Here is a 12,257-nt window from a genome sequence, read left to right on the forward strand (position 1 = left end):
TTAAATTTACAATGAAGCTAAAGATCAGTGATGGGAGAGGATTCAATGATTCCTGCAGGCAACAGCAAGCAAAACATCGACCGCTTCTTGGGATTTCAGGACGAATACGACCGTTACCGCCCGGAAGCCCCGCAATTGGTTACTGAATTGTTGACGAATTACTTGGGCAGCCGCCCTGCCCTCGTGGCCGACATAGGCTGCGGAACAGGACTGTCCACCTTTCTGTGGAGAGAGGGTGCCGACTCCGTAGTCGGCATAGAACCTAACCCCGACATGCTGGCCAAAGCGCTTGACAAGCTTGCCCGGCAAGGACAGCAACAATCCCTGTCCTTTATCCAAGGATACTCCAACCAGCTGCCCTTTGACTCTGGCAGTGTTGATATCATCACCTGCTCCCAGTCGTTCCACTGGATGGAGCCGGTAAGCACGCTGCAGGAAATCTCCCGCTGCCTGCGCCAAGGCGGGGTGTTCGCCGCATATGACTGCGATTGGCCGCTCGTACTACAGGCGGATATTGAAACCCGCTACAAACAGCTGATATCCGCCGCTGATAAACTGCTTGGTGTACTCCAGCCATCTGCCGAACAGGCGCATAAATGGGATAAAGAAGGACATCTGGGCCGGATAGAGGCCAGCGGCTGCTTCTCCTTTGCGCGGGAAATTGTTTTTCATAATACAGAAGAATGTAATACCGAACATTATGTCGGGCTGGCACTCAGTCAAGGCGGCATTCAAACCGTTCTGAAGCTCGGCTCTTCCGCACTGGAGCAGCTTATTTCCGATTTCTCCGTAGCGGTGGAGCAGTATTTTCAGGGCCGCACCCTGCCAGTACACATCAGCTACCGGATGAGAGTCGGGATCAAATAATGCTGGAAACGGCTATCTGTTATATAGAACCCAAAAAACTGATTTCTGAGTTTATCAGAGTGCATTTTCTCTTCAATTTAAGTCTCCCATCTTTACACGTCCCAACAAAAAAGCGCCCAAATACGGAATCTCCGCATTTGGGCGCTTTCTACTGGCTATGACTAACTGGCATGTTATGGTTATGCCACCAGCTTATTTCTTGTTCATCTTGAACTTCAGGAACAGCTCATTGTAATGGGCGAGCATCCGCTTGCCGAGGTTGTCGTAAACCTCCAGCCGGTCGGTAATTTCAGCCGGCGGATAGAAGCGGGTATCTCCGGAAATATCCTCCGGCAGCAGCGCAAGCCCTGGAACGTTAGGTGTAGAATAACCGACATACTCTGCATTCTTCGCCGCCACATCGGGACGGAGCATGAAGTCGATGAACTTATGCGCCCCTTCCACATTGGCTGCCGTGCGCGGAATGACCATGTTGTCGAACCATTTGTTCGAACCTTCCTCCGGCACCACATAATCGAGCTTGTCGTTCTCATCCATAATTTCCGAGGCATCGCCGGACCATACGATCCCGACGGCTGCTTCTTCGTTCGCCAGCAGCATTTTGACCTCGTCGCCGACAATGGCCTTCACATTGGGAGACAGCTTATTCAGCTTGGCCAGCGCTTCCTGCAGGTGATCCTCATTCCGGTCATTGACGGAATAATGCAGGCTGTTCAGCGCCATCCCCATGACCTCACGGGCCCCGTCAACCAGGAAGATATTATTGTTCAGCCTGCTGTCCCACAGGGAATCCCAGCTGCTGAAATCAATCCCCTTCGTCATTTCCGGGTTGTAGATAATGCCTACTGTTCCCCAGAAATACGGCACCGAATACAGATTTCCCGGATCGAAGGAAAGATCCATGAACTGCGGATCAATATTGGCCAGATTCGGAATCTTGCTGTGATCCAGCGGAAGCAGCAGCTTCTCTTCCCGCATCTTGGCGATAGCATAGTCTGAAGGCACAACAACATCAAAGGTTGTCCCGCCCTGCTCGACCTTGGTCAGCATCGCCTCATTGGAATCAAAGGTCTGGTAAATGACCGTAATCCCGGTCTCTTGCTCGAACTGCTTCAACAGTTCAGGTTCGATATAATCGCCCCAGTTATAGATGGTCAGCGTATTGCCGCCTGTATAACCCTCAGCCGAATTCAGCCTAGAAGCCAGGAACATCAGCCCAAATGCGACGATGAGAATCGCCAGAAAAGCATTCACCAGCTGTTTCATCTAGGCACCCCCACTTCAGCGGCCGGCTCTGCGATATGAACCGCCGGGCGTTGCTTCCGGCGGTTCAGGAAATAATAACCGACGACAAGCAAGATGGTGAAGAGGAAGATCAGCGTGGACAACGCGTTAATCGACAGCGATACACCTTGCCGCGCCCGGGAATAGATTTCCACCGAGAGTGTCGAATACCCGTTGCCTGTCACAAAGAATGTCACCGCGAAGTCATCCAGTGAATAGGTAAGGGCCATAAAGAAGCCGCTGAAGATCCCGGGTTTAATGATCGGCAGAATCACCTTGGTCAGCACATCGCGGCGGCTGGCCCCGAGATCACGCGCAGCATCGGTCAGCGTCGGGCTCATGTCCTGCAGATGCGGCAGGATCATCAGCACGGCAATCGGCACGCTGAATGCGACATGCGAGAGCAGGACCGACACGAAGCCGAGCTTGATCCCGGCAATCGTGAACAGGATCAGGAAAGACGCGCCGATAATGACATCGGGACTGACAATCAGCACGTTGTTCAGTGAGAGCAGTGTATTCTTAGCCCTCCGGCTGCGGATGCGCTGAATGGCCAGCGCGCCGATGATCGCAATCAGCGTAGCAATCGCCGAAGACAGCAGGGCAATCACCAACGTGTTGATCATAATAATCATCAGCCGCGTATCCTGCACAACCTCACGGTAATAATCCAGCGTGAAGCCCTCGAAGCCATGCATCGTCCCGCCGCTGTTGAAGGAATAGTACATCAGGTAGAAGATTGGTGCGTACAGCACAGCAAAGACCAGCACCAGGTACAGATTTGAAATTCCGTTCTTATTACTTCTCATGCCGCACCCCTTTCCGCGAGCTGCCCGACAGAATCATGAACAGCGCCATGATAACAATCAGGAAGACGGCAACTGTAGAGCCCATGCCCCAGTCCTGAGTGACCAGAAAATGCTGCTCAATGGCGGTGCCCAGCGTAATGACCCGGTTGCCGGCGATAAGGCGGGTAATCATAAACAGCGACAGCGCCGGAATGAATACCGCCATGCAGCCGGAGCGCACCCCGGAGATGGTCAGCGGGAATATGACCCGCCGGAACGTCGTCCACCCGGAGGCACCCAGATCGCGGGCCGCATCTACAAGGGACAGGTTCAGCTCGTCCAGAGCGCTGAAGATCGGCAGGATCATGAACGGGATAAAGATATATACCGAGACAAAGACAAAGCTGAAACCTGTAAAGAGGATTTGCTGCTCTCCGATGCCCAGCAGGTCAAAGACATTGTTGACCGGCCCGAAGGTCCCAAAGATACCGATAAAGGCATACGTCTTCAGCAGTAAATTAATCCATGTCGGCAGGATGATCAGCAGCAGCCACAGCTGCTTATGCTTCGTCCGGGTCAGCAGATACGCCGCCGGATAAGCCACCAGCAGCGAGAACAGCGTAATCAGGATCGCGTACCAGAAGGAGTTGAGCATCATTTTCATATATACCGGTGTAAAGAAGTTCACGTAGTTGTCCAGTGTAAGATGCCCGTCCAGATCAAACAGGGAGTAGTAGACAATCAGCAGCACCGGCGCTATGACGAACAGGGCGATCCATAAGTAATAAGGGATGAGGAAATACGACCGGCCCTTACTCTTCATGGCTCTCCACCTCGCCGTAAGCTTCCAGACGTCTGTCGAATTCTTCCTCCGTTTCCCCGAAACGCATAACATGAATCGCTTCCGGATCGAAATACAGCCCGATCTCGCTGCCGACCTCCGCCTTGCGCGTGGAATGGACCAGCCATTCGTGGCCGGACCCGTCGTAGCAGCTGATCTCGTAATGCACGCCGCGGAACAGCTGGGAATCCACGCGGACGCGCAGTTTGCCTTGTTCAACGGCAGCAATCTCCAGGTCCTCCGGACGGATCACGATCTCCACCGCTTCATTCGGCTTCAGCCCCGCATCCACACATTCAAAGCGGTGGCCGTTAAATTCAACGATATAATCCTCAATCATCACACCGGGCACAATGTTCGACTCGCCGATGAAATCAGCCACGAAGCGGTTGATCGGCTCATCATAAATATCGTTAGGCGTTCCGCTCTGCTCAATGCGTCCGCCGTTCATGACAAAAATCCAGTCGGACATAGCCAGCGCTTCCTCCTGGTCATGGGTAACGAAGATAAAGGTGATGCCCAGCCGCTGCTGCATTTCCCGCAGAATGTACTGCATTTCCGTGCGCAGCTTCAGATCAAGTGCCGAAAGAGGCTCATCGAGCAGCAGCACCTGCGGTTCATTGACGATGGCCCGGGCAATCGCTACACGCTGCCTCTGTCCGCCGGACATTTCATTAATGGCCCGCTGATCGTAGCCTACAAGGTTGACGAAACGCAGCGCTTCCTGCACTTTTTGCGTGATGACCTCTTTCTTAAGCTTCTTGATCCGCAGTCCAAAGGCCACATTCTCAAATACGTTCAGGTGCGGAAACAAGGCATAGTCCTGAAATACCGTATTGACCTGCCGTTCGTTGGCGGGAATGTGGTTGATGATTTTGCCGTTCAAATAAATGGAACCTTCCGTTGGTTCAGCGAACCCGGCGATCAGACGCAGGATTGTCGTCTTTCCGCAGCCCGAGGGTCCCAGCAGTGTATAGAATTTGCCGCGTTCGATCTCGAAGCTGACTCCTTTTAACACGGCTTCTTCATCGTCGTATTGTTTGGTAACCTGGTCAAAAGAAATAATAGTGCCTTCCAGGGTAGTTATGGCTAACGACCTCCCTTACCTTATGTAGTACAACCTATTTTACCCGCTTCTCGCAGGGAACAATCTAAAGTGGCATGCTCAGCGCTGATAAGCGACAATTCCCCCCTTCCTTCGACACACTTCAATATATATAGCATATAGGATTAATGCAATATATGCGATAGCTTACAATGTTAAAATGCAGCGCAGAAACTTAACAAGTTCGTAAAAACTGTACCCGTTATTGTTGTTTTTGAGTGCTATAATGAAAATTGCTGAAAACCTAAAAATGTTCTCTTATTGATGTGAAAGAAGATGACTAACATGAACGAGGGGTTACAGGACCGCCTTGAAAAATTCGGATTATCTCTATATATGATACGCGTTACGATTGCTGCTTCACTCTCCTGGCTTGCGGTTCACAGCCTGCACGGCGACAGTTATTTATACTTTGCACCGCTTGCCGCAATTCTTATCACCCAAGGAAGCGTCAAGGCTTCACTGGAAAAAGGGATTTACCGTCTGATGGGTGTTGTGCTCGGTGGAATTGTCAGCCTGCTCGTGGGCCATTTCTTCGACGTGGGGGCACTGTCTATTCTGCTGATGCTGCTGATCGGCATTGGTGTGGCCACCGCCTGCCGGATTAACATTCAAGCCGTTTCCCAGGTTGGTGTGACCTCTGTACTGGCATTGACCTTTTATCAGGACCCTTATATCGTGTGGAGAGTCGCGGAGACCTTAATCGGCGTGCTGATTGCCTTAATAATAAATATGATTATCGTCCCCCCCGGGGGATTCGTCAAGGTTAAACGCTTGGCACTGGAAGGGACCCTGCTGCTGGCCGATGCCTTGACCGGACTCGCCGCAGAGAGCAGCAGCTCCAAGCAGGCTCCGGAGAGGCTGGTGCGTTCCGGACAACTGCTGGCGAAGAGCGACAAGCAGCAGAAAGAGCTGCACTATACGTTATCCCATTATCAATGCCGCAGCGGATTGCGGTCATTGACACAGGCAACCTCGCATCTGCAAAAGGTTCACCGCTACGTCAAGGAGATCGCCGAGGAGATTTCCTTCCTTCCTGCACATTATGCCGCAGCTGACTGGATGACAGAGGTCGTAACGGCAACCGCAGACTGCATCGCCTTGTATGGAACCAAGACTTTGTCCGATGCCGAATGCACCCGTTCGCTCCCCGAAGCGCTGCGCCGTGCCCGGGATCTGCAGTTCGCCTGGTTCTCCGAGCTGCAGGGTCAATGCTCGCTGACAGCAGTCCGCGATCTCGGAGCCGTCTTCTCCCACCTTAACCGGGTGCTGGAGGAAATTGAACGGGCCGATTATGCAGCCACAGTTATACCGGCACCAGCCTCCGTCCGGTCCGGAAGCGCGCGCGCCGTACATCTTGTTAAAAGAGGGCTCTCCCACAAGCTATAAGCTTGGGAGCGTCCTTTTTTTTGCAGAAACGACCCTGTCCTTTGAGAAAAAGGCGGGGTCGTTTTTGCTTGTAATATCGCTTGGACTCAAAGCTGTCCCTTTTAAAGGGATACCAGAGAGATTTATTATTAATAAGTTGAAAAATTAATACTAAAGTACTAGAATTAAGCTTGTTTGTAGATTTATTTTGGCAACCAATCCAGTATTGAACATTCCCTGTCGATTTGAGTCGATTAAATGACCTCATGCTGAATGTATATCATTGATCTATTTTTTAAAGGCAAACTTCCCGAAAGGGCAGGACGCAAAGCGATGGGCCTAAGAATGTGAGACTATCCATTCATGGTCGCCAGGCTGCCAATTGAGATGTGACTTGGGTACCGGTAGGTGAAGACAATCTATCATAGTCCATGATGCTCTTTTCTGTACAGATGCCATTGATTATACGAAGAAGCGAGGTTAGAGTAATGCCACAGCATATCATCGAGAAATTCAGGCATGTATTTCATACCACAACGCCAATCGGGAACCCCGATCTTCCGGCTCTGCCCTCTGTGCAGGCTAAGCCGCTCCGTGGGGGAGATGAGGATAAGAACGGACGTATTATCGTACAGAACAACCAAATATTCATCACTCCTCCTCTGCCCGGCGGCAAACCCGCTGTCATTTCCTCCGTTCACCCTGTGGTGTTGAATATTAACCGGAAGACGGTGACAGATCCTACGGAAGTAACTCCCACAGACCGTATCACCTGGGAGATTTGCGAGAAGCCTCAGTATCAGATTACCGTATCCGAAGATAAACTGAAGGTTTACTTCACGCTCTACCGTGCAGAAAAGTACGCCTGGAAGCTCGCCAGCTCCCCGGCTGCAGCAGATGTCACGGTCCGGGCGGAACCAAATTGCGGCCTGCTGCTGTCCACCCTTACGGTGGACCAGATTATCGCCGGCTTCAAGAAAAGCTCCATTATGCGCGATCTCAATATCCCGGCTCTTTATGCAGAGCTGAACAACCCTACCTATCTCCCGGTCTGCATCGCAGAGGGTAAGGCCCCTATTTCCGGCAAGAATGCCCGGCTGGAGCTGTTATTTGCTGAGGACAGGGAATATGAATTCATTCGGACTGCCGATCCTGCAGATTTCCTGAACCATCCAAGGGTTCCTTTTGTCCAGGAGGGAGAGGTCATTGCCCGTAAGCTGCCTGCGGAAGAGGGAGTGCCCGGCATCGACGTGTATGGCGGAATTATTCCCTCCCCGCCGCCGCAAGACATTCAGCTGGTCACTAAAGAATGTATAACCCTGCTGGCGGACGGCGGAATCGCCTCCCTATGCCAGGGAAGGCCCCGCTTAACGGGATGCGGTCTGAACCGCAAGGTTTTTGATTTTCCCCAGACATATCTTGTTCCCGGGGACACGGACCCCGAAGCCGCCAAAATGATGTTCCCGGGTGATGTGGTCGCCACCAATGATATCGGAAACCAGACCATCCTTGAGGCGTTGGGAAATGTATACATATACGGCGACGTTACACATGCGACAATCACTGCTACAGGCAGCATTTTTGTCCAGGGCAAGGTTGTCGGCAGCCAATTGTACTCCGGTCATTATGGAGCGAGACATAACCGCCTCTGCATGTACTCCGCTCTCTTGATGGAGGAAATGACCAGTCTGAGAAAAGCGTCACAGCAGTTGGCGAATAACGTCCAATCACGCCAGCAAACCGTAAAATACGGTCTGGTGGTTATGCTGCTGCTGGAAAGCAAATTTGACCATCTCCCCGGCCTGATCAGTGATCTTCAGGATGTTATTGCCGGGATGAATCCCGATTATCCTATCGACACCGGGCAATTAAGACATATGCTGGAGGTATTCCTGCACCCGGGGCAGTTCACCGATTTCTTCACGGATGCTGTTCTTAGCACCTTTCTGAGGCTGTTGCAGGATTTGCATGACGCCATATCCGGGATGCAGGAGGAGAATACACGGATCGACATTGCCTCGTCACAGCATAGCATTATTAAATCCGGCGGAGATCTCCATGTTCATAAGGAGGGGATTCTGCACAGCCAGCTGTTCTCTTCCGGCAATGTCCGTTTCGTAATGAACGAAGCGGAGTGCACGGACTCCACAGTCGAGGCGGCAGGCTCCATCAGCGCACAGACTGTAGGGAAGCAGTCCTCCGAGAAATCGGTGCTTACCGCCGGCAATAATATTACAGTCCGCAAAATCTGCAACAGCGAAGTGACGATTGGAGAATATACCGCCAAGATTGACGGGACAGATGAAGATCTTGTCTTCACTGCCCAAAGCCTGCGGTTAAGAAATCAGGCGCATTAGCCTTCCTCTGCCCCAAAATATCTGATCTATATAGATTGAACTTATAATTCTTCTATTTTGGGATTGGCCGTCAAGATTCATACTGAGGTCTGTCCAGCTCGAACGTCCGGCCAATTGCTGCATAAGACGCGCCGGCCAGACGGCTGACCGGCTTCAGCTTGCCGATATCAATTCGGCCGTTATGAATCAGCTCATCCTCTACATGAAAACCTAGCACTTCGCCGATAACCATATCGCAATGCCCGAGCTCCACAAGCTGCACCAGCCGGCATTCCATCGCAATTTTGCATTCCTGTACGCGCGGGACCTTGACGGCTTGTCCGGGTACCGCCGTCAGCCCGGCCAGCTCAAGTTCGCTGATTCCGCCGGGTGCATTGATTGAGGTATGGTTGACTGCAGCAATATTATCCTCATCGACGATATGGACCACAAATTCCTTATTCGCGGCTATATTGCGCGGCGTATGCTTCATTTCTCCGCCTGCTTTGCGGACACAGGAGAACATGACCATAGGCGGATCATCATTTACAATATTGAAAAAGCTGAACGGGGCGGCATTCACGATCCCCGCCTCATCCACCGAGGTTACAAAGGCAATCGGTCTGGGCACAATGCTGCCGATCAGCAGCTTATAATTATCATGCGCTGTTTGTCTATCCGTCTGAATATACATGATTATCCCCCTGTCTTAACTTGTCAGCCGCCGTGCGGCCCGGCCTATCTTAACATTCACCAGAATAATACTGCATACGATCAGCAGCATACCCACTACCAGATTCAGCGTAATCTGCTCATTTAATAATACTACACTTGACCCGATCGAGATCAGCGGAATCAGGAAGGTGAATGAACCGACCTTGCTGGCCTCTCCTTCATTGATCAGCTTGAAATAAACCATCCACCCCAGCGCAATGACGAACACCGAAATGAACAATGTGTTCACGATAAAGGCGCTGTTCCATGTAATATCGGACCAGTTCTCCACAGCCGAACCGGCAGCCAGCAAAATGACGCCCCCGATCATGATCTGCATTGCTGTCATCCACAGCATATCTACCCGTACCGCATTTCGTTTCGTATACACCGTCGCCAAGGCCCAGCTTAGCGCGCTGGCCAAGGCAAGCCCTACACCCAGGGCGGAGATACTTCCGGTAAATCCGCCAATGCTGAGCGCAGCTACCCCGAGAAAACCAAGCAGCAAGCCGAACATCTTCATTCCGTACATACGCTCACCCAGCCAGATCCAGGCAAAGATACCGAGCAGCACAGGCTGTAGAAAGACGATGGCCGAGAATAGCCCTGAGGGCATATACTGCAGGCCGATCGTCTGGAACCCGTAATAGAAAACGATGCTGAGAAAGGCCGAAGTCAGATAGACCGGCCATAGCTTGCTGAAATGAAGGGCCTTCCTTTTAGGAAGCGCAGCAACAATGAGGATCACCCCGGCAATAACCGTACGGATTCCGGCAAACAACAAGGGCGGAGCGTAGGCTAGAGCAATCTTGGACAGCGGCCAATTGATTCCCCAGACAATAACCAGAAATATAAGCAAAGCAATGTTTTTCTTCCGCTGCTGCATCTCATCACCCCTTGTTCTATTTTCATTCCAAATGATACAATAAGCACAGTCATAATTGAAATGAATTATATTCATGAGGGGCATACCAAATCCGATATGAACAACAATCAAATTCGCCTATTCGTCAAAATTGCTGAGAGCGGCAGCTTCACCAAAGCCGGGCTGGCACTGAACATGACCCAGCCTGCAGTCAGCCGGGCCATCTCCGCGCTAGAGTCTGAGCTTGCAGTGAAGCTGCTGCTGCGCGACCGGCGCAGCGGGCTGATGCTCACTGATATCGGTAAGCGTGTTCTGATTATTTTTCGGGAAATTCTAAATGGGTTTGACAAGGTTGAGCAGGAAATCTCCGCTGAAAAGGGTCTGGAGAAGGGGCTCATCCGCATTGGGGCCTTTCCGGTGGCGTCTGCTTATTTTGTCCCCAAAATCATCCGTTCCATTACCGAGAAATATCCCGACATCGAGATTGTTCTCTATGAAGGTTCGGTTGCCGAGGTTAAGGAATGGCTGGAGACCAGGTTTATTGATGTCGGCTTCATTATTCCGCCGCAAGAAGAGTTTGCCACAATTCCGCTCTACCGGGAGAAACTGTACGCAGTGCTTCCTGGCGGCCATCCGCTCCGTGAGAAGCATGTCATCTGTGTCAAGGATCTGGAAGACGAGCCGATGCTGATCTGCCGGGCAGGTTATGAGCCTCCTGTCGTTGATTTGTTCCTTCGGGGAGGCAGCAAGCTGAATGTGAAATACGAAGTGAACAGCTACATGACCGCACTCAATATGGTTAAGGAGGGGCTGGCTGTTGGTGTCATGTCCCAGCTGTCCCTGCTGTCTCCGCCGCCGAATGTGATCATAAAGGAGCTGGCCCCCGATGCTTACCGGGATATCCATCTCGCCGTCCATACACTGGAGGAGACCTCGATTGCCGTCCGCTTATTTATGGACACTGCACTGCAGCTGTTCTCCGGGGCAGAACTGTCTGTGCTTTGACGAAATACACCACTATGCTGAACAAAAGGAGTGAACCACTTGAAATCTCACCGTTTGGGTAACAGCGGGCTGCAGGTCTCCGCACTGGGTCTGGGGACCAATTCCTTTGGCAAAAGAGCCGATCAGGAGACCTCCATAGATATCGTCCATGCCGCGCTCGATCAAGGCATTAACTTTATCGATACCGCCAATATTTATGCCGGCACCGAATCGGAGCGGATCATCGGACTGGCGCTGGAGGGCAGACGTCAAAGTGCAGTTCTCGCTACGAAAGCAGGTCTTCCGAAACACGAAGGTCCTAACGGCAGCGGCTCTTCCCGCCATCACCTGATGCTGGAGCTGGAAGGCAGCCTGCGCCGCCTGAAGACCGATTATGTAGACTTATATCAGATCCATACCTTTGATCCCTATACACCGCTGGAGGAAACGCTGCGGACCCTTGATGATATGGTATCCACGGGCAAAGTCCGCTATATCGGGGCTTCCAATTATGCGGCCTGGGAGTTAATGAAGGCGCTGGGCATCAGCGAAGCGCGGAAGCTGGTCAAGTATAGCTCGATTCAGTGCAGCTACTCCCTGGCTGACCGGACACCGGAGGCCGAGCTGGTTCCGCTCTGCCTGGATCAAGGACTTGGGATTATCCCCTACTTCCCGCTTGCCGGAGGTATTCTTACCGGCAAATATGCTAGTGAAGGCGCACCGCCGGAAGGCTCCAGAGCCGAAACCGATCCGAACTTCGGCCGCTTCCTTACCCCCGGCCGGATTGAGCTGGGGAACCGGGTCGGCCGGATTGCCGAAGAAACCGGCGCCTCTATGGCTGCGCTGTCCCTGGCCTGGCTGATGAACAAACCGGCTGTATCCACGGTGATTGTCGGAGCCACCCGCGTGGAGCAGGTGCAGCAGAATCTGCAAAGCGTTGCCCTCCAGCCGGATGCTGAGCTCATGGACAAGCTGGATCAGGCCAGCGGCACCTTCCGCAGCGGCGAGCCGTTCGCGGTGTACCGGCTGCCATAGCAGTTATCCGTAAATAAACAGAATAGGGGTACTTCTCATAGCAATGAGAAGTACCCCTATTTTCATATGG

11 protein-coding genes and 1 riboswitch are annotated in these 12,257 nt (G+C 52.2%); of the genes, 5 read left to right on the top strand and 6 right to left on the bottom strand.

Going from position 1 to position 12,257, the window contains the following annotated elements; genetic code table 11:
• Window positions 1-45: 45 nt before the first annotated feature.
• Window positions 46-867, top strand: coding sequence for a methyltransferase domain-containing protein (locus tag NSS79_RS32265; protein WP_342437541.1), 822 nt, complete (start codon window positions 46-48; stop codon window positions 865-867).
• 192 nt (window positions 868-1,059) lie between these two features.
• Here the strand turns inward: NSS79_RS32265 and NSS79_RS32270 are convergent, their stop codons facing one another.
• The 4 genes from NSS79_RS32270 to NSS79_RS32285 are packed head-to-tail and all read right to left on the bottom strand — an operon-like array spanning window position 1,060 to window position 4,858.
• Window positions 1,060-2,133 carry an ABC transporter substrate-binding protein gene (locus NSS79_RS32270; RefSeq protein WP_342437542.1) on the bottom strand — a complete coding sequence of 358 codons (1,074 nt, stop codon included), beginning with the start codon at window positions 2,131-2,133 and terminating at the stop codon, window positions 1,060-1,062.
• Window positions 2,130-2,960, bottom strand: a complete 831-nt coding sequence (locus NSS79_RS32275) for an ABC transporter permease (RefSeq protein WP_038597726.1) — start codon at window positions 2,958-2,960, stop codon at window positions 2,130-2,132. The genes NSS79_RS32270 and NSS79_RS32275 overlap by 4 nt, the downstream gene beginning before the upstream one ends.
• Entirely contained in the window at window positions 2,950-3,762 is an 813-nt protein-coding gene (locus tag NSS79_RS32280; RefSeq protein ID WP_342437543.1) for an ABC transporter permease, read from the bottom strand. Before NSS79_RS32280 ends, NSS79_RS32275 begins: the two co-directional genes overlap by 11 nt.
• Window positions 3,752-4,858, bottom strand: coding sequence for an ABC transporter ATP-binding protein (locus NSS79_RS32285; RefSeq protein WP_038597732.1), 1,107 nt, complete (start codon window positions 4,856-4,858; stop codon window positions 3,752-3,754). The genes NSS79_RS32280 and NSS79_RS32285 overlap by 11 nt, the downstream gene beginning before the upstream one ends.
• A gap of 312 nt (window positions 4,859-5,170) precedes the next feature.
• Between NSS79_RS32285 and NSS79_RS32290 the strand changes: the two genes are divergently transcribed.
• Both NSS79_RS32290 and NSS79_RS32295 read left to right on the top strand, forming a co-directional pair.
• Window positions 5,171-6,274 (top strand): FUSC family protein, encoded by a 1,104-nt coding sequence (locus NSS79_RS32290; protein WP_342437544.1) that lies wholly within the window; start codon window positions 5,171-5,173, stop codon window positions 6,272-6,274.
• Window positions 6,275-6,543: 269 nt separating this feature from the next.
• A riboswitch (cyclic di-GMP riboswitch) is annotated at window positions 6,544-6,636 on the top strand.
• Window positions 6,637-6,741: 105 nt separating this feature from the next.
• Window positions 6,742-8,610, top strand: a complete 1,869-nt coding sequence (locus NSS79_RS32295; protein ID WP_342437545.1) for a flagellar assembly protein A — start codon at window positions 6,742-6,744, stop codon at window positions 8,608-8,610.
• 70 nt (window positions 8,611-8,680) lie between these two features.
• On the opposite strand, the gene NSS79_RS32300 is transcribed toward NSS79_RS32295, so the two are convergent.
• Window positions 8,681-9,283 carry a flavin reductase family protein gene (locus tag NSS79_RS32300; RefSeq protein WP_342437546.1) on the bottom strand — a complete coding sequence of 201 codons (603 nt, stop codon included), beginning with the start codon at window positions 9,281-9,283 and terminating at the stop codon, window positions 8,681-8,683.
• A 15-nt stretch (window positions 9,284-9,298) separates the two neighbouring features.
• Complete coding sequence (locus NSS79_RS32305) at window positions 9,299-10,189, bottom strand: DMT family transporter (protein WP_342437547.1); 891 nt, start codon at window positions 10,187-10,189, stop codon at window positions 9,299-9,301.
• A gap of 96 nt (window positions 10,190-10,285) precedes the next feature.
• On the opposite strand from NSS79_RS32305, the gene NSS79_RS32310 reads away from it, so the two are divergent.
• Together NSS79_RS32310 and NSS79_RS32315 are read left to right on the top strand one after the other, a co-directional pair.
• Window positions 10,286-11,173 (top strand): LysR family transcriptional regulator, encoded by an 888-nt coding sequence (locus NSS79_RS32310; RefSeq protein WP_342437548.1) that lies wholly within the window; start codon window positions 10,286-10,288, stop codon window positions 11,171-11,173.
• A 39-nt stretch (window positions 11,174-11,212) separates the two neighbouring features.
• A complete protein-coding gene (locus NSS79_RS32315) occupies window positions 11,213-12,187 on the top strand; it encodes an aldo/keto reductase (RefSeq protein ID WP_342437549.1) in 975 nt (324 codons plus the stop codon).
• Window positions 12,188-12,257 lie beyond the last annotated feature (70 nt).

Source organism: Paenibacillus sp. FSL L8-0436, assembly GCF_038593025.1.
In the GTDB taxonomy this organism is placed as follows: domain Bacteria; phylum Bacillota; class Bacilli; order Paenibacillales; family Paenibacillaceae; genus Paenibacillus_AQ.